This window comes from Chryseobacterium sp. FW101-FHT12H09, assembly GCF_058790395.1.
This window is the reverse complement of record NZ_JBYTCP010000001.1, coordinates 1-19505: the sequence shown is the minus strand read 5'-3', so window position 1 is coordinate 19505 and position 19505 is coordinate 1. Positions and strand designations below refer to the sequence as shown.

General features: G+C 37.7%; 16 protein-coding genes. 5 read left to right on the top strand and 11 right to left on the bottom strand.

Features of this window, described 5'->3' with window-relative positions:
• The first annotated feature begins 146 nt into the window (after positions 1-146).
• Complete coding sequence (locus AC3WRL_RS00080; RefSeq protein ID WP_492329416.1) at positions 147-476, top strand: hypothetical protein; 330 nt, start codon at positions 147-149, stop codon at positions 474-476.
• A gap of 122 nt (positions 477-598) precedes the next feature.
• On the opposite strand, the gene AC3WRL_RS00075 is transcribed toward AC3WRL_RS00080, so the two are convergent.
• A complete protein-coding gene (locus tag AC3WRL_RS00075) occupies positions 599-907 on the bottom strand; it encodes a helix-turn-helix domain-containing protein (RefSeq protein WP_492329415.1) in 309 nt (102 codons plus the stop codon).
• A gap of 696 nt (positions 908-1603) precedes the next feature.
• Here AC3WRL_RS00075 and AC3WRL_RS00070 point away from each other — a divergent pair.
• The 3 genes from AC3WRL_RS00070 to AC3WRL_RS00060 are packed head-to-tail and all read left to right on the top strand — an operon-like array spanning position 1604 to position 8398.
• Entirely contained in the window at positions 1604-4546 is a 2943-nt protein-coding gene (locus tag AC3WRL_RS00070; RefSeq protein ID WP_492329414.1) for a SusC/RagA family TonB-linked outer membrane protein, read from the top strand.
• 2 nt (positions 4547-4548) lie between these two features.
• A complete protein-coding gene (locus tag AC3WRL_RS00065) occupies positions 4549-5946 on the top strand; it encodes a RagB/SusD family nutrient uptake outer membrane protein (RefSeq protein WP_492329413.1) in 1398 nt (465 codons plus the stop codon).
• Positions 5933-8398, top strand: coding sequence for an alpha/beta hydrolase family protein (locus AC3WRL_RS00060; protein ID WP_492329412.1), 2466 nt, complete (start codon positions 5933-5935; stop codon positions 8396-8398). The genes AC3WRL_RS00065 and AC3WRL_RS00060 overlap by 14 nt, the downstream gene beginning before the upstream one ends.
• Before the next feature lie 284 nt (positions 8399-8682).
• Here AC3WRL_RS00060 and AC3WRL_RS00055 read toward each other — a convergent pair whose 3' ends face one another.
• From AC3WRL_RS00055 to AC3WRL_RS00010, 10 genes are all read right to left on the bottom strand, one after another.
• Complete coding sequence (locus tag AC3WRL_RS00055) at positions 8683-9447, bottom strand: T9SS type A sorting domain-containing protein (protein WP_492329411.1); 765 nt, start codon at positions 9445-9447, stop codon at positions 8683-8685.
• A 473-nt stretch (positions 9448-9920) separates the two neighbouring features.
• Complete coding sequence (locus AC3WRL_RS00050) at positions 9921-10616, bottom strand: ABC transporter ATP-binding protein (protein WP_492329410.1); 696 nt, start codon at positions 10614-10616, stop codon at positions 9921-9923.
• On the bottom strand, positions 10610-11956 hold the full coding sequence (locus tag AC3WRL_RS00045; protein WP_492329409.1) for a DUF3526 domain-containing protein: 1347 nt from the start codon (positions 11954-11956) through the stop codon (positions 10610-10612). The genes AC3WRL_RS00050 and AC3WRL_RS00045 overlap by 7 nt, the downstream gene beginning before the upstream one ends.
• Positions 11957-13402 carry an ABC transporter permease gene (locus AC3WRL_RS00040; protein ID WP_492329408.1) on the bottom strand — a complete coding sequence of 482 codons (1446 nt, stop codon included), beginning with the start codon at positions 13400-13402 and terminating at the stop codon, positions 11957-11959.
• A gap of 3 nt (positions 13403-13405) precedes the next feature.
• Positions 13406-15721 (bottom strand): TonB-dependent siderophore receptor, encoded by a 2316-nt coding sequence (locus AC3WRL_RS00035; RefSeq protein ID WP_492329407.1) that lies wholly within the window; start codon positions 15719-15721, stop codon positions 13406-13408.
• Between the two features lie 125 nt (positions 15722-15846).
• Positions 15847-16200: a hypothetical protein gene (locus AC3WRL_RS00030; RefSeq protein WP_492329406.1), complete on the bottom strand. Its 354-nt coding sequence runs from the start codon at positions 16198-16200 to the stop codon at positions 15847-15849.
• 133 nt (positions 16201-16333) lie between these two features.
• Positions 16334-16600 (bottom strand): DUF6520 family protein, encoded by a 267-nt coding sequence (locus AC3WRL_RS00025; protein ID WP_492329405.1) that lies wholly within the window; start codon positions 16598-16600, stop codon positions 16334-16336.
• Between the two features lie 24 nt (positions 16601-16624).
• Positions 16625-18130, bottom strand: coding sequence for a MauE/DoxX family redox-associated membrane protein (locus AC3WRL_RS00020; RefSeq protein ID WP_492329404.1), 1506 nt, complete (start codon positions 18128-18130; stop codon positions 16625-16627).
• Between the two features lie 24 nt (positions 18131-18154).
• Complete coding sequence (locus AC3WRL_RS00015) at positions 18155-18331, bottom strand: hypothetical protein (protein ID WP_492329403.1); 177 nt, start codon at positions 18329-18331, stop codon at positions 18155-18157.
• A gap of 4 nt (positions 18332-18335) precedes the next feature.
• Positions 18336-18542 (bottom strand): hypothetical protein, encoded by a 207-nt coding sequence (locus tag AC3WRL_RS00010; RefSeq protein ID WP_492329402.1) that lies wholly within the window; start codon positions 18540-18542, stop codon positions 18336-18338.
• 458 nt (positions 18543-19000) lie between these two features.
• On the opposite strand from AC3WRL_RS00010, the gene AC3WRL_RS00005 reads away from it, so the two are divergent.
• Positions 19001-19342 (top strand): hypothetical protein, encoded by a 342-nt coding sequence (locus AC3WRL_RS00005; protein ID WP_492329401.1) that lies wholly within the window; start codon positions 19001-19003, stop codon positions 19340-19342.
• Positions 19343-19505: the final 163 nt, after the last annotated feature.

The window sequence follows — 19505 nt, the reverse complement described above, 5'->3', positions numbered from 1 at the left end:
TTCTGATCTTTTTTATAGTGCTAATTTAGTTTTGTTGTTTGGCTTAGGGTTGAGGGTTTCCGTAAAGCATAGAAATAATTCTACATCTTTAGTTTCGGTTTAATTTTTTTGTATCTATGTTATCTAACCATAAAAACTTATTAATCATGCAAAAAATTGAAAATGACTCAATAGAGGGTTTAGAAAAAGGCAATAATATACCTATTGTGATGTCTCCATTTGGTTTTAAAGAAGGAATATTTGATGGAAAAACTTATTTAGTTCCAATGACCCAAGAAGAATACATAATTTGTATTCAGAATGATAAAGAATTGACTGAAGAACAACAAGAAAAGATAATCGAAGGCGTAAAGAACAAAACAGGCTACTGTCAAATGGCTTCATCTATGTATTGTGTTAGCTTTAATGGTTGCACATGGTGTAGGTATGTAACTGGAGGAGGAGTACGATTCTGTGAATGTATTCCTATGCCTTAACAATTGATTTTACTCAGTACTACGCCGAGTAATTTTTTTGAAGTTAATTCAAGTTGTTTCAAATTGGAGCAATACCGGATTAACTTATCTTGTTCATATAGTATCAAAAATCCTAACTTTAGTTAGGATTTTCTTTTGTTTTGATTCTTAAATTCTTTTTGTAGGAATTCAATTTCTTTGTCAATTAGCCTGATTTCTTTGTCTGTGAGTTTTGTGAATAAAACTAATATATCAATATCTAAATAATTACAAAGTTTAACAAGATTTTCTATTGTGGGATTTGTTTCAGACCTCTCGATTCTGCCGATATGATCTTTTGAAATATTTAGTTCAATTCCTAATTGAAATTGAGATAGTTCTTTTCTGAGTCTATGTAATTGGATAAATTTACCAATTTGGAGTTTCAGAATTTCTACTTGCCATTTATACATTTAGTAAATTTTGAAATTTTATTTTTTTTTCATGAAGATATATATGTCGTTTACTTCTTTTTTATTATATTTGTAAAATAGGTTACAATAAAGTAGCTTTGCGATACTTCAACGAAATAATAGAAGCTATTGCTTAGAATCTCAAATTCGAAAACTGGTAATTTTTAACATACGAGATGATAAGCAGGAAGCTCACGACCTAGGCGTGGGCTCTCTTATCTGTATGTAAGGTATACCAGTACCCCGAATTGGATAATGTAGAGTTCCACGCCGTTTTATTTCAATACACGCTATCTCTACAATCCTAAGCCGCTTCCACCAAATACAGTATCAAACGACACGATACAATAGGCTTGTACAACCTATTGCGGCTTTACAGCTTTCACGGGAACACAAATTTCATTCATATTCATTCATTTTTGATGGGTGCTAGGGCAGGAGGTTTTGCTATGTCCTTAATAAAACTTCCTCCCAAGCCTCATTAAATAAACACATAACAACTAAAAACATTATCTAAGAAACAGAAAGTACACCAGTAACCATAGAAAAAAGAAAAGCCCTTTCCACAAAAGTTGACTGCTTGAGGAGGAAAGAGCAAAGTTTAACGAATTAAACCTTTTCAAAAGTATGAAAAAAAACTTTTGCAGCCTAAGTTATCTCCAAATGACTTTTGGCTTCGCCCTGCTCGTCTCGGGCATGGCAATAGGGCAGGAGAGGAGTATTTCCGGTACTGTCACAGGGAATGATCGGCCTTTAAGTGATGTTTCTGTATTTCAGGAAGGGAGCGATAAGGTCACTATGACCAATAAAAGCGGATTTTATCAGATAACAGTTTCAGGGAAAGACCCCGTCCTTATCTTCCGGTATCCGGGTTATCCACAGCAAAGAATAGTGGTGGTTGACGACAAGCCTCTCATTAATGTTTCCTTTAATGAAAAGATTAAAGGAATTGAAGAAGTCGTGCTCAATGCAGGCTACTACAGGGTAAAAGAGAAGGAGAGTACGGGAAGTATAGCTAAGGTTTCGGCTAAGGATATAGCGAACCAACCCGTCACCAATGTGCTTTCAGCGGTACAGGGAAGACTGACAGGGGTAAACATTACCCAGAATTCAGGGGTTGCGGGTGGAGGTTATGATATACAGATCCGTGGGAGGAACAGCCTTCGGAACCTGACCAACAGTGTGGCGGATGGTAACCAGCCTTTGTATGTGATTGATGGTGTACCGATGGGTGGCCAGCTTAATTCAGCTTTCTCGGTAAGCATTATGCCCCTCCGAAATATAAGCCCTCTGAATGCCATCAGCCCTAATGATATTGAGAGCATTGAAATTTTAAAGGATGCTGATGCAACGGCTATTTACGGTTCAAGAGGAGCCAATGGGGTAGTGTTGGTTACAACCAAGAAAGGTAAAAGAGGTAAATTGGGAGTATTACTCAGTACGACCTATAGCATAAGCAGCGTGGGGAGTCATATGGATATGATGAACACCGAGCAGTATCTATCGATGCGAAGGCAGGCTTATTTGAATGATGGAATCACCGCATTGCCTGCTACCGCTTATGATGTCAATGGGGTATGGGATGTAGGCAGGTATACCGACTGGCAGAAGGAACTGATAGGGAAAAGGGCTACAGGAAGCATGACGCAGGCCAGTGTAAGCGGTGGGACGGATACCAATACTTTTTTGGTGAGCTTTTCCCATAATGACCAGTCCACGGTATTTCCTGGGGATTATCATTACAAGACCAATATTTTAAATTCATCATTCAGCCACTATTCCTCAGATAAGAAGTTCAGGATTGAAGTGTCCAATATGTTTTCATCGCTTTCCAATAATGTGGTCAATACGGATCTTACTTCCAAAGCTTTAACCTTGAGTCCCAATGCTCCTATATTGTATGATTCAAATGGCGGCCTGAATTGGGAGAACAATACCTTTACCAACCCATTAGCCTCTTTAGTCAGTACCTATTCGAATAAGGTACTGCAATGGAACAGCAATGTCAATATATCGTATAAGTTCTGGAAGGATTTTATTTTTAAGACAAACGGCGGGATCAATTACCAGAGCTTAGAGGAAGTTTCCCTGATGCCCAGTACGATGTATAATCCGGCCTATGGGATTACTCCGGAGAGTTCCTCTGCCTCGAAGAGCAACAACACAGTATTCTCTTACATCATAGAGCCCCAGCTCTCATGGTCAAAGAGACTGGGTGACCATAAAATGGATATCCTTGTCGGAACTTCTTTTCAGCAGAGCACCAGCAGGCAGTCTTCCATGACGGGCGTAGGCTTTGCCAGTAATGCACTGATTAATAATATCGGTGCTGCCACTACAAAAATTATTTCGAATCAGGTTACAAATCCCTATAAATATGCAGCCTTATATGCGCGGGTCAACTATCAATATAAAAATCGGTATATCCTCAATATAACCGGCAGGCGTGATGCGTCGAGCAGGTTTGGACCCTACAACAGGGTAGCGGACTTTGGAGCTGCGGGTGGAGCTTGGCTCTTTACCAAAGAAGCCCTGTTTGATAAAATCAAGTGGCTGAGCTTTGGTAAGCTAAGGGCAAGCTATGGGATTACGGGAAGTGATTTTATAGGGGATTACCAGTTCCTTAATACCTACACCATCGGTACTGTGAATTACAATGGGGTTACAGGATTGTATCCATCGAGGCTTTATAACCCTGCTTACAGCTGGGAGAAGACCAAAAAGCTGGAAGCGGCTCTGGAATTAGGATTTTTAAAAGATAGGATCACGCTGACCACAGCTTTTTACAGGAACCGCTCTTCAGATCAGTTGGTAGGGATTCCCCTGCCTTCTATAACAGGATTCTCCAGTGTTCTGGCCAATCTGGATGCCACTGTGGAGAACAGGGGCTGGGAAATGTCGCTTAATGTCAATGTTCTTAAATCCAGTGCATTGAAATGGGATTCCGGGATCAACCTGAGCATTCCGAAAAACAAGCTGATCTCATTTCCGGGACTGGAAGGGTCTACCTATGCCAATACGTATAAAGTAGGCTATCCGACATCGATCGTAAGGGTATTCCAGTATGAGGGTATTGATCCGGTTACCGGACAGTATACCTTTAAGGATTTTAACGGGGATGGGAAGATTTCTTCCCCCGATGATGCCCAGGCCATAGAAAACATAGGGGTTAAATATTATGGAGGCTGGCAGAACCAGGTTTCCTATAAAAATATCAGCCTTTCATTTCTTTTCTATTTCGTGAAGCAGAGAAACTGGAACTATATCCGCACCATGGCGGTTCCGGGTACAATGAACAATATGCCTGAAGAATTTGTAAACGTATGGTCCCAGGATAACCCGGGCGGAATGATCATGCCGTATTCAGCAGGTTCGAATGCGGTGGTCAACAGTCTGACCAATAACCTCAAGAACAGTACGGCTGCCATAGGGGATGCTTCATTTATCCGCCTGAAGAATGTGCAGCTTAACTACCGGATAGAAAGCAAAGATAAATTCTTTAAAGAGGTGACGCTTTATGTGCAGGGGCAGAACCTGTGGACCTGGACCAAGTATTTCGGGCTTGACCCGGAGTTCAGTGTATCGGGTTATCTGCCGCTGCTTAAAACCTTTGCTTTTGGAATGCAGTTGAACTTTTAAATATGACTATCATGAGAAACTATAAAAAAAATATACATCACATCACAGGGCTGCTGTTGATCATGCTGCTGCTCCTGCTTGGATGTGAAAAGATGGTGGAGATTGATGATCCGACCGATCAGATCAGTACGCCGTCTGTTTTTGAAGACACCCATACGGCTGATGCGGCCCTGGCAAACCTGATGGCTGAGATCAGGGATAATTCCATGTTTTCAGGGGGAAGCAGGGGAATGCCTGCTTTACTGTCAAGCTACACCGATGATTTGGATGGGTACTTTACCAATAACAACAATGCCGCTATGGATATTTATCATAACCAGCAGCTGGCTGGGAATACGAGCATTGAATCATTGTGGCGCAATGCCTATAAGGAGATCTATATCGCCAATTCGATTATAGAAGGAGTGGAAGGCTCTACCTCAATACCGGTAAAGGATCGGCAACGGATTGCCGGGGAGGCTATGCTTATGCGCTCCCTTGTCTATTTTAATCTGTATCGGATATTCGGAGACATTCCTTATACCGTAACAACAGATTTCAGCATCAACAGGAATTTAAAGAGAATGCCGGAAAACGAGCTTTTAGCGCATCTTGAAAATAACCTTCAAAAATCCTCCGGGATGTTAAGCGATGAGTATTCGGTAGCAGAGAGATTATACCCTAACCGGAAAGTGGCTCAATTGGTATTGGCTGAACTGTACTTAACAGAGCATAAATGGCAGCAGGCAGAACTAATGGCTAAAGAAGTCATCGGTAGCCCTTTGTATGTTTTTGAAACGGATATCACCAAAGTATTTTTAAAATCGGGTAAACACATCCTCTGGCAGCTAAAGCCCCAGAATACAGGTGATGCTACCGCTGAGGCATTATTGTACTACTTTAATAATGCTGCGCCGCCTTCATATGCTATGTCTAATAATCTGATATCTGCTTTTTCGGCTTCTGATCTCAGGAAGCAGAACTGGATGGTGCCTGTTACTTTTAACCAGCAGACGTGGTACAGGCCCTATAAGTACAAAAGCCTCTCACCGAATACCACAGAGCACTCGGTTGTATTCAGGCTGGAACAGGCGTATTGTATTTTGGCAGAAGCCTTAGCGGAGCAGGGAAGGGTAGCTGAAGGAGTACCCTATATCAATGCTATAAGGCAGAGGGCAGGCTTAACAGCTCTGGGGCAGAATCTTTCAAAAGAGACCTTTCTAAATGAACTGTTACAGGAAAAGCGCCGTGAGTTTTTTACAGAATCGGGGCAGCGGTTTTTTGACCTTAAGCGATTTAACCGATTGCAGGACCTTGCTGTGATAAAACCCAACTGGAAGTCCTACCATAAGGTGTGGCCGATCCCTTTAAGTGAACTATTACTGAATCCTAATTTAAACCCACAAAATGAAGGTTATTAAAATTATATACATCATTCTGTTATTCTTTTTTTCTCAGTTTAAAAGCCAGGCCATAAAAAAAGCTAGGTTGGCTCCAGGGAACCATAACCTCAGGTATACCATTGTTTTTCAGTCGACTTCCCCGGACAGGAAATGGACGGTATTCCGAAAAGCCTATGAGGAAAACAGGGATACCATTGTTTTGGTGAATCATAAAGACCCCGATATTGTCAAACAATATACAGGAATTGTAAAGTATTATTTTACGGGCCATTCCAATCTGCTTTTGGTAAGGAAGAATACCGCCGAACTTATTAGTCTTGGCAATAATGGGATAATTAAACGGTGGGATAATCTGGTTAAAACTGAATTTTTAAAGCCTCTTAATAAATTTATTATTTTGCGTCAAAAAGAAGCATCAAAAAAGGATCTGGAATTGTGGTCTGAGGATCGTATGATTGATCGGTATGAAGATATCGATCGGTTTTTTATCAAGTCAAATCTTCTCTTCTTTACAAGAAGAGAAGATGTAAAAACACTATTGTATGAACAGACCAAGCCTGAAAAACCCATTTATTCAACCGATAAAGAAATTGTAGACTGTATGTGGTCCGGTAATGGTGAAAGTGCATGGTTGGAGAAACATAAAGAGAAGAGGGACCTGGTGTATATTAACCGGGATCATAGGGCATTCCATATCAGAAATGACATAGACTTGGACTTCAACGTTGCTCCGCTCATACCGATAGGTGATGGATCACGTTTTTTGGTAAGTTTTTCTTACACAAAAGCCATTCCCGAGCAATCAATTCATCCCGATATATGGCATGCTGGGGACCGAAAGCTGGAAATAAAATTTCATGGTGGTGAATCGGAGAAAAATGTAATCTGGGAACCGGAATTACACCGGATTACAACAACTGATAATAAGCTTTCAGAGGCCATGGATATTGGCAATAGCTCATATTTAATTAGTTTTGACCCTTACTTAAAACAGGACTACATTCGCCAAGTGCCTGATTTTGATTTTTACAGGTATAACATCAAAGAAGGCAAACACGAATTCATTGGCAATGGAGGTTATACTTTTCTTTGTGGATCGACTGGGAGGTTCTTTTTGTCAAATCCCGGCAATGAGTGGAGTTTATATGATGTTAACTCGCTTAGGGTAAAAAAATTAAAAGTTGGTGATCAAAGTAATGCCTACTTTTCCGAGGATGATCAGTTTATCCTGTTTGAAGTTGAAGGAGGGTTTTTAAGATATCAGACCAATACAGGAGAGCTTGTAAAAATTTCATTGTTAAAAGGCTTTCATCCAGGTATGATAAGTTCATCCAAAGAAAATCCCAAAAGTCATTATATGATCGCGAAAAAAAGTTCATACGATAGTAAAAAGCCCTTGCTTTTAAAAATGTATGACAGGGTTAATGATAAGACAGCAGTCCTTTCTTATACCCCTCGATCCGGAAAAGTAATAACATTAGTACCTCCAACCAGGGAGAAAATAGAAACGCTGGAACAGGAAAATAACCAGCTGCTGAGTTTTACAGCAGAAGATTATAACGTTCCCTCTTATATATCGGTTGTGGAGGATAAAAAAACAAAGGTTATTTATAAAAGTAACCCAGATGATAAACTGGTGTCCCGAATCCATAGTCAAAGGATCAGTTATACCAATTCGGAAGGAGTGAAGCTTACAGGGATTCTCTATTATCCGGTTGATTATAAAGAAGGATCTACGTATCCGATGATCGTTAGTCTGTATGAAAGGCAGAGTCATTTCGGAAACCAGTATTTACGGGATGGTTTATTTGAGCGTACAGAGGGACTAAATATCAGGTTTTATCTTGAAAACTCTTATTTTGTGTTTCTTCCGGATATTGTCTTTGGTAAGTCAGGGACGGGATTTTCAGCTTTAGATTGCGTGAACAGGGCATTGGATGCTATATCCGGCAATAAGGCTATTGATTTCAAAAAGATGGGTTTGATCGGGCATTCACATGGTGGATATGAGGTTAATTTTATTGCTACGCATTCCAATAGGTTTGCTACCTATGCTTCCGGGGCAGGGAACAGTGATCTGGTCCGGTCTTACTTTTCATACAATTACCAGTTTTTAAAACCTTTTTACTGGCAATTTGAAACCGGGCAATATGAAATGCCGGGAAGTTTTGAAGACCACAAAGAGTTATATGTTCAAAATAGCCCCATCTATAATGTTTCAAAAATTAATGCACCCATTCTTTTATGGACAGGGATGCATGATAAGAACATTGACTGGAATCAGGTGATGGAATTTTATATAGCGCTAAAAAGAAATAAAAAGGATGCAGTAGCATTGTTCTATCCAGATGAAGCCCATGGTTTCTGGAAACGACCCAATCAATTGGATCTGGCAAAGAAAATAAGTGATTGGTTTGAGTATTACCTTAATAATGGAAAAAAGGCGGAGTGGATGAATAATGAAGAATAAGAAGTAAAATAGTAAGAAATAAAGGATGCCTTTTGGGGCATCCTTTTTGAATTATGGTCTTACAAAAAGTGAAGTAAGGAGACAAGGTATTGCTACTTAAGTTGAAATAGCCATTCGGGATATTTTCTAATGTGCAATACACAACACAGGAATTGTAAAATGTTTTAAGTGAATCAGACTATGATATGAGATAAAGTGTATGGATTATTATTAAAATTACGGAGTGGATACAGCTAAAAAAACTCCTGCAAAATGCAGGAGTTTTTACATGTGAACTTTAGATGTTATTTTTTTATCATTTTCAAAGTCCCGCTTTTTCCTGTACTGGATTTCCACTGAACAATATAAGTGCCTTCCAGATTATTTTGAATATCAATAGGGAGTTTGTTTGCTCCGGCTGCTACTTCTCTCGTATATGTTTTAACGACTTTACCATTAAGATCAATTATATTTATTGACACGGTTTCATTATCTGCAGCCGTATAGTAAAGTTCAGTTAATCCCATACTTGGATTGGTTAATAAAGCGGTGTCTTTATTTGAAGTTGCTTTTGAAACGGTAGTTCCTCCACCAGGCGTACATACATTGCATTCAAACCTGGTCACTCTCATGTTGTATTGGTTCGGAGCTGTACAATAAAGAGTGACACCGTATCCAAATTGGCCTGGATAATAGGTTACAGGAAGAATTGTTGTATGATCTCCTACTGTAGTTGTGAGTGCATAATATCCGCTGGATAATATTGGGTTATTAAAATTTAATTTAACATATCGAACAGGTGGAGGTGTCCCAATGGTAGAATAGATTACGGGAAAAGTATAGTTCTTTGTGGTAATCTGGTTTCTTGCAAAAGTGTTCAGCTGTTCGTTAGAGGCTATTTTGATATACAGAGTAACATCAGTATCTGCGTAACCTGGTATACCAGGTGTATAAACATCGTTTCTTGTAACGGTAATATTATAGGTGTCTTTTACAGGGCTAATAATCTGTGCAGCCAACTGATTGTAGCATACAAATACAAAAGATAACAAAAGGATAAATTTTTTCATTTTATTTAATTTAAATTGTTAGTTTCTGGTAATTAGTCTGTCTTGAATAAACTGTTATCTAATTTGGAGCTTTTTAAAGACATAATACAATGAAACTTAGCAAGTGTGAAGGAGTACCTAATAACTGTTTGCATTTGTCATATAAGTGTGAATCATTTGCCTTATTGACTGTCATTTCAGAGCTTTTCTTGGACTATATACACTTGTGGAAAGAAAAAGGAAATCGAAGAAAAGGATGCCTTTTAGGGCATCCTTTTTTAAATTAAGGTTTTACAAAAAGTGAATTAGGGCATGAAGTGTCAGTGATTCTCTAAAACAACTTTTTATTCAGTTCATCCGAAAACAGCAAAGCTCATCAGATTATCCTTACACTGCAAATCCAAATGAAATTGGTTATGGTTCATATGGAAACATGATTATAACATGAATTTGTTTCATACTCTCAAGGTCTGTTTCATATCAGTATATAAAAATCAAATCGTTTTCATGTAAATTTCCTGTAATTCCTGTGCTGTAAATGCTTTAGAAGGTAGATTCTGAACCAGTTTTCCCTGTTTCATAATGCCGATGTTGGTTGCGACACTCACGGCATTAAAGATATCGTGGGTTGCCATTAAAACAGTTCTGCCTTCTTTACCAAGCTTACTTACGATCTCTGTAAATTCTGAGGTAGCTATCGGGTCTAGCCCACTGGTGGGTTCATCAAGAAGAAGTACTTTTGCATCTTTTGCGAGAGCAATCGCAATTCCTACTTTTTGACGCATTCCTTTAGAATATCCGCCTAATGCTTTATGATAAGCTGTTTCCTGCAAACCAGTGCGCTGAAGTAATGCAGATAACTCTTCCTTATTATAATTGAATCCAGCGATTTTTGAGAAAAAATCAAGATTTTCTATTCCCGTGAGATTGGGATATAACAGTACTGTTTCAGGGATATAGGCTAAATGCTTTTTTATTTTTTGCGGATGATCTTTTACAGATATATCATTAATAAAAGCATCACCCGAAGTTGCTTTAACAAGACCCAAGATAATATTGATTGTAGTACTTTTTCCTGCTCCATTTTGTCCCAGCAGGGCGAAAATTTCACCTTTCTTTATTTCCAGATTAAGAGAATGAAGGGCTGTGAAATCATCGTATTTTTTATGTAGGTTGACTGTTTTTAACATAGTTTTCTGTATTTGTTTTGTGAAAGAATAATAAGTAAAGTAATAAGGATAAAATAGGGAAGAAAATACTGTAATAACTTAAGCTTTTCAGAAAATCTGAAAACTTGTATATCTTGCATTTTCCAGTTTACCGATTCAGTGTTTTTTCCTGAGAAAATGAGAGGATAGAAGAATAAACGCTTGTCTTCGTGAAATTTCTTTAACCGGGATGCATATTGTAAATGATTGTTCATATCCGTTTTTGCAAGAGCACTTTCAATGAGCTGTGTATGGAGGTTGGGAAGGAGATATCCTAAATATATGGCTGCCTGATTTCGTTTTAGCATTTTCTCAGTATATTGTTTTGAAGATTCCATAGATTCGAGATCTCCCATGTGCTGCATTGCATAATACCATGTCCAGGTGAATGTGTCATTTTCTTCAACAGTGAAGTGCCTGTATTGAGGATATACTTTGTAAAATTTCTCCATAGTGGGATGCTTTAATTCATCCCATTTATTGTGATAACCTTCTCTTTGCTGCATAACTGCCTTAAGGGATTCATGAACAGGATAGAACTTTTGTATCATCGCATTGCTGCTCATGGGAATAATAAAATTCATACTAAGCCATACGGTAATAAGTATTAACGCATTCTGAGCAGATGATTTTCGGAAAGAAATGATCCATCTGCACAAAGCAAACCAAAAGATAATATAAAGCCATCCGCTGGCTATAAAGGCGATGTAATATTTATCTAAAGGTATTTCTATCCAACCTAAAGCTATGATAATTAAAATTACATATACCAAGCTGACCGCCAGGAACCTTATGAGCATCTTATGATCCAGAAGTTTTTTTAGATTGTAACTTTGGACTGAAAGCAATTTCCAAGTGCCTCTTTCCTGTTCCTCAGAAATCAGGTTATAACAAAATGCAACAATAACCAATGGAAAAAGGAAAACCAAAACGAAACTGAAGTCAAAATTACCGGCAGCAGCATTAGCAGGATTATAAAAATCAGAATTATAGCGCTGTTCTTCCAGGTTTCTAATGGTAACCCCTTGAATAGAAGGATTGAGGTCGCGCAGGCCAATATTTAAAGCAGCCAGTTTTGGTGTCTCATTGACTAAGTTAAATTTGATATAGTAAAGGGCAAGGCCCAGATCATCTTTATGGAATTTTGTATTTCTTTCAATACTTTCCGTCTGAAAAGCTCCGCTTTTGGATATGATATCCTCGTTTCGGTCAAGAAATTTCTTTCCTGTGTATATAGCCATAAGACCTGCCAGGAATAAAAACAACAGAGCAATAATGTATGCCTTGTTACGATAGAATTGGATGTATAAATAATGATTCATTTAAATTAATTTTAATTTTCTTCCACTTATTTCAATAACGATTAGGCATGCTGCAAACCATGCAATTAAAGCAAGAACAGATGTAAACTGTTCTTTCAGACTCTCAAAAAGAGAAGTATACTGATAGTTAAAGTCTGGGAATTTTTTCCAATTATTTCTATCAATGATAGCAGGATGGCCTCCCTGTTCAGGTTTTATATTACTGATTTGTTCAATTTGTAAGTCATTCAGATGCTGAGCCATTTGATAACGATAATCTTCAGCCTGTTTCTGAAATTGGGTATAGGAGAAAAAATCAGTTCCTGTGGCGATCATTGAAAAGTTTTTAATGGCCATTGCGGGGTTTATGAATCCGGAAATATCCGTTAGCTTTTGTTGCTTATTGTAAATATCCTGCAACTCTTTCTGGTGCCTGATATAAATATGGGAGCTTATTTTTTCCCCTTCTTTCATAACAAACCCACCATAGTTGAAAGGAAGCTCGTCGGTAGTTTTTACCTTATAATAGGCCAATAGAGAATCCTTTATTTCTTTAAAGTGAGGATCGTCCGGGTTGTGACTGTCACCTGATTTTAAAATGTCCTTTTCCAGATTTGTCTCAAATGCAATACGGGAAGGAGCTGGATATAAGTTTTGTGCTACAAACTGAATTCCCTTAGGAAGGACAATAATGAAAAGGAGCCAGAAACCAATAAGACTAATAAGCGATGAAGAAGCGGTTTTGCTGCCTGATGAAACAACAACTGTCAGGGTACTGATGAAAAAGTAATAGACCATATAAGCCATCAACAGAAACAATAATCTTATTAAAATATCTGTCCAATCTGTTGTTTCTGATATCAATGCGGCTAAAAAGACGACAGGGATTACCGGAAGCAGAAAAAATAAAGAAAACTGCCAGAGTCCGATAATTTTACCCAAAATGAGTTCTCTTCCTGAGGCTCCCTGTACACTGATAATTTTTAACGTTGCATTTTCACGTTCCTGCACAATTAAACCGAATCCTAAAAAAAGAATGATAAGCGGTGTAATAGTCTGGAGAATAAAGGCACTACTGAAAGCTCCGAATCTAACTAAAATCCCAGAGCTTCCTGCTTCTGAGAGATTAGCTGTATTTTGTTTGTGTGCCTCAAGAAATATGACATTTCCAAGATAATCATCTAATCCGTTGTCAAAAATATCCAGGGGATGCCCCATGCGGAAGACAAGATAACCATAATGAGCCATACGGTGTGGATGCTTATCAGGTCTGTGTTCCCAGTTTTCACGAACTTCTTTCCTGTACTTTTTTACTTTTGAAAAAGCTTCGGTATATTTTGTAAATCCTATGCCAATGCTCAGCAAACAGAATAAAAGTACGATGAAAACAATATGCAGGTTTTGTTTCCCTTTAATAAGATCCTGCCTGGTTTTTTTTACGATCAGTTGTAAGTTTGAAATAGCCATAATTTAAAATTTATAGGTAGCAGTTAATAAATAATTTCTTGGTGTACCCGGAAATAGCCTGAGGTAGTTTTGGGCTCCTATCCAATACGTTTTGTTTGTCATATTATTGATATTAAGAGCCAGCTGAATATTAGATTTTGAAGGAGCATAATAGAGCGCAGTATCTATTGTAGTATATGCCGGAAGTTCAAAACTTCGGGTAAACCAGGGAATTTTTGAACTCTGATACAGCATTCCTATACCGATTCCAAAATCCTTTATTGCATGCATTGCCGAAAAGTTGTAGCGTGTCCATAGATTTACGGAATTTTTAGAAGTATTTTCTTTTCTCTTTCCCACAAGATTGATGTTGGTATCATCTACTATTTTAGCATCAATATAGCTGTAGCCTCCGTAGATATGCCACTGAGGAAGAAGATGCCCGGTAAATTCGGCTTCAAATCCACGGCTCCGGTCAGCACCTCGCTGTATAAGCTCATCAGGTTCTGAGGGGTTATTGGCATTGATTAAAATGTTTCTCTGGTTAATTTCATAAATGGCAATATTCATAGACAACTTTCCAAGCTGTGCCTTAATACCAAATTCTTTAAGATCAGATGTCAATGGCTTAAATCTGGCTGCAGATTCCGAACCTGTAAAATTCACCGTATTAGGCATTAGGGTTACTGTATTGGACTGTGGCTGATAACCTGTAAGATAGGTTCCATAAATATTAAGGTGGTCTGTTAGGCTATAGACAATACCTAATCTGTACAAAAGTTTGTTGTTGCGAAAAGAAGATTCATTATACTCTTTAAAATTGGTGATATCTTCAAACCATTCCTGGCGTATTCCGGACAATATTTTAAATTTTTTCCAAGTTAAAAGGTGTTGGATATAAGCTGCATGAGTTGTGGTAAGAGCAGACGGTAAAAGAGTATTAACGTTAATCGTATTAAAATCAGAGCCCTGATGGTTTTGTGCCCCTGGATTTAAATCAAACGGATCAACATTTGGTCTAGGTAATATTACTCCATTGTAATTGATGGTTTGATAATCATTGGCTTTAGCAGGATTATAAGATGAAACTACTGAGCCATCCTTTAAAAGAAAACCTCTTGCTGCATTTTGTTTTCCTCCTTCACGTTTTTCCCATATCTGAGTGTCATAACCTATTAGGGCAGTATGTGTAATAGGGCCGGTTGTAAAAGTGAAATTAAAATAGGCATTGATGTTGTCGACTGCCCATTTTTGTTTTCTCTGTACAAATTGCATCATCGCCAGGCTGGAAATCGGATTATTATCCATATCTGGAACAAAGGAGTTCGTGGTTCTGTGTTCTTGTAGGTTTTCTTTCCAATATTGCTTCATATAAGATGCATTAAAGCTGATGGATTGATTAAAATGATGAGCAACATTTGCCATAATGATAAGCTCTCTGGTTTTAAAAAAATCATTGGGAGCACCAAGATTCAGAGTTCTGGGGGTACTGTTAAGGTCTGTTTTTCCTGCAATAGCACCAAAAATAGGTTGTCCGCGGTCCAGGTTTCCATACAGATCGTTAAAGATCAACTCCAGATTTACAGAAGTCCTTTCATTGGGAACAAATGTCAGAGAAGGGGAGACTAAAATTCCACTATTTTTGATATTATCTCTGAATGATTTAGCGTTTTGATATGCCCCGTTAAAACGATAGAGCAGGGTTTTACTCTTGTTTAAAGGACCTGTGAGATCTGTAGTGACCCGATAGGTATCAAAACTACCCCCTGAAAAGCTGATTTGATGACGGGCATTTGGTAGCGGTTTTTTAGTAACCATATTAATAGTTCCTCCGGGATCAACACTGGACATGGTAATACTTGCCGGACCTTTGAAAATTTCTACCCGCTCTATATTTGAGGTCATTGGCTGCAAAAAATAATATTGCCTTGTTCTCATTCCATTGATAATCTGTCCTTCTTCATTTTGGCTGATTCCGCGAATATTGTATTGGTTATAATAGCTGGATGGAGAGACACCTGCTACATTTTTCATTACTTCTCCAAGCTGAAAAGCCTGGCGGTCAGTAATAAGTTCCTTAGTAACCGTATTGAGAGTTAAGGGTAAGTCTTTGTTTTTCATTGAAATCTTAGTCGCTGCAAAAGAATAGTCAGAAGTGTAATCTTTGGACTTTCTTCCTATGATTTCAACAGTCTGGACAACTGTATATAAGGAATCTTCAGTGCGGGACTGAGAGAGAAAAAATGATGGTGTGGTGATGAAGCTTAAACAAAAAAGTTTCACAGGATTTTTGGAAATAAAATGTATTATTTCCAGATAATAAAAATTACTGGTAATCATGAGTAGAATTGAATAGGCATTAATATGCCAATTAATAAAAGGATATCTGTAGTTTAAAGACAAGTATCCATGAAATAATAGTACAGATTACGGAATCTGTATAAAGAAAGTTGCAGCAGTTTAGATTAAGCTACAGTGAAAAATACGAATGGGGGGGCTCTTGAACTGAAAAAGTCAAGAAGGCAACGGTAGGATAATGCTTTTGGTTGTGGCATTTCGCTTTCGTTGGAAGTATTTATAGCAAAATTTACCTGTATTGGTTCAGGGATAAGAATATTATTCATATGCATATGAAGTGCACACTGACATTCGTCGTCCTGAGAAAAAGTAGGGATTTTCTCTTCTTTTGAACCTTTTTTATAGAACACCTTATTTTTTGCGTGTTTAGCATGCTCAAGACATGTGTTTACACCACTGACGTTTGAAACAAATATCAGAAGTAAAGAGAAAACAAAAAAGACTCTGAGAAATTTTTGCATAATTAGGTGACAAAAATACAATTTAATTTTTAAAAAAGCTTTAGTGACATTTTATATCCCAACAAATATAATTTTCTAAAAACAGATTAGGTCTACAATAAGAAAGATGCCCTTTTGGGGCATCCTTTTTAAACTAGGGTTTTACGAAAAGTGAATTGGGACATGAGGTGTCACTGATCTTTTGGAACAGCTGCTCAGGGCCATTTCCTAAATCTGCGGTACACATTACTGTACCCTCTGTATCACATTCCACATTGGCTGGGACACATTTAATTTCTTCAGCGGGACGAAATACATACCCGATTGCAGGTGATTTAGAATTGCTTTTGCTTACATTGCTTGCAAGAGCCGATGTTGCGCCTATCATTACAATGGCGACAGGCAAAATGAACTTTTTCATAATAATTAAGATTTGTTGTTTTGCCTACTCTGTGGTAAGGTTTTCGGCTTCCCCTTTTCTGAAATCCTCAGTAATCGCCTGCGCATAACGATAACGGATGATTTCATTGCCTATGAGCGTGTAGAAGTATTTTGATGTTGCGAACATTTGGATCATTTTATTCTTACCTCTGTTCTGCACATAAAAACTCCCGTTATAGCTTTTGTTATGGGTATTGTAGATGTCAATGATGGCATTGGTTTTCCACTGGTCACGGTTTTCATAACTCCCCATGAGGTTGGACTGGTTAAAAATTATACCCTTGGATGCAGTGGCCATTTTATTTACCGTAAAAGGTGGAGCGGTCATTTTTATTTTTCCATTGGATAATACTTTGCTTTGAACTTTTGCAATGCTTGTTGTATCAATGGTGTTCTGTTCGCTGAAATTTCCTGATGCCCTGATTTTAGCGATTTTGTTCCGGTAGTAATAGATGTAATAATGGTCATCTGTTTCGTTGTCGGAAATGAGCTGGCCGTCCGTATCAAATATTCCGTCCTTTTGTTTTCTGATGATTTCGGCGTTCAGATGATATTTTCCCGAGACGGGTTCTGTCATCCCCAAGGAACGTACCCTGGTATTGGGATTAAATGTTCTGAAAGCCATATGGGTGGAGTCTGTTACAGCAAGCTGGTCAAAGTAGATCTTTTTATAGCTTAATGTTTTTGCGTCAGGTTTTTCCGTGATACCTCTATAAATAATAGGAACACTGCCGTCTGCCAGATAAAAATAAGGACCGCGGGCATAAAGCCTGAGAAATTTAAATCCATAATTATAGTTATTTAGCCTGACCCTATATTGTCTGAAACGATTTAAAGATTCATCTACTTCGGTTATGGTGAGAGGGCTGGTGTAATTTCCCAGAATAATCCTTCCATTACTTATGCCTGCAAAATAGTAGGAGTTGGCACCCAGATTAAAGCTTTTTTCTTCCATGATCGGATGGTGCGGGAAGCGGCGTATAAAATTGTTATTTTTTTTGATCATCCGTTCAGAGGAAAAAAACAGGACTAATACCAAAGACGAACTGAAAAATAGGGTAGCTGTAACCAGTATGTATGTTTTCAGTAAGCGGGTTTTTAATCTCTCAAGGATATATATGCTTATTATGGCTGCAACAACACAGCATATATTAAAGATCAAATGCTCTTCCCATCTCAGTTTTTCTAGTACACCACCGCATGAACAAGGCACAAATTCACTATAGTGAATAATCAGATAGATGTATATGGTGAATGAAGCCATGATGCCCAGTGAACCATATAGTCCCCATAAGCGGTATTGTGGAAAAACAAGAAGGGCAACGATTAATAGCTCTGTGATGATTACTGCGTAAGAAATGATCCCTGCGTAGGCACTTAATAACGGAGATTGTGCAATCTGTACCTGGAAGTTCTCAAAATCCAATACTTTGCTGATACTGGCATAACAGAACAAGAGAATAAAAAAATACGCGATAAATTGGGGTAGAATAGTGACCGTTTTTTTCATGATTATAGATTTGATGTGGTTGGTTTATCCGATCTGAATGAGTTTCCAGTTGACTTTTTTGCCACAGTAGTCAGGCATTTTGGTGCCTTTCGCAATAGGGCAAGTGGTCTTAAAATTCCCCATACTCTCCCAAATACCACTGGCAGGACATGGTGAACCAGTAGGACGGATAATGGTTGATATACAGGGAATCGTTTTCATCGTTTCAGTCTATGATCTTCCAATCCTGTCCATCTTTTACGGGCGGGTCTTTTTCTGTTGTAATAGAATCAGCCTTAGAAGTGTCTTCTTTAGAAGCTCTATTCAGCTTTAGATTTTGTTGTTGATTTTCTTCAGTATCGTCTCCCTGACGACAGCTGTGTGTTGCTATAAATAACAGGATGCTGATAATAAGTGGAATATACTTTTTCATGATTCATTTTATTTAATGGTTTAAAAAAGCAATCCCGGCCGGGTTTGTCTGAATTCGTATTCCAAAATTATCCCTGATTGTCATAAGAAAAAACTCATAAGTGAAGGTGTTTAAAAATTAAGACGTCCCAATTTTTAAATCATGACAAGAATATTTTTGCAATAATTGTTTATTGCTCATATATTTTTAATGTTTGAGCTGTATTTGTTTGGTGAATTTATAATTCATGTAATTTTGATATAAATTGTTTGATTCTGTATGCAGAGTCCTATTGGACATATAATTAATATGTTACTTAATTTTTAAACCACTTAATAGGTGGACTACCAATAAAGTATATTCTCTTGTCATGTCAAATCATAAAGAAGGAAACTTTTATGATTTTTGATTTTTGTCAAGAGAGTCTTTCTATTCTTTTACTTAGTTTTGTCATATAATATTAACAAAATCAACCTGTTATGTTTATTGGGCACTTTGGACTTTTCTTTGCTGTAAAAAAAGCAGCCCCACAAGTTTCCTTAGGAATTCTTTTTATTGCCATTCAATTTGTCGATATTGTTTGGTTATGGCTGGTTGTATTCAATATTGAAAAAACAGCAATTGTACCTAACTATACAGCGACAAATGCTTTTGAATTTATTTATTACACTTATAGGCATAGCTTCCTTATGAATATAGTATGGGGAGTAATAATTGGTTCTGGACCTCTAACCTTAAACCAAGAACATCTTTCCACTTTACAATGGATTTTTCTACTTAATTGCCAACTGGCTATTATTAAATTTGTGGTTTTTTTATAAATCAGTATTTCAAATGCATCTGACTTATTTTAAGAATTATTAAGTATAAATAAATGTAGGTTTTTATTATTATTGATCAGGTGTGCTTATTTTTTCATCCAAGACTGATTGTCTTTTTTATCAGAGCGTTTTTTACCATTGTCGATATTATAAGCAAAACCAA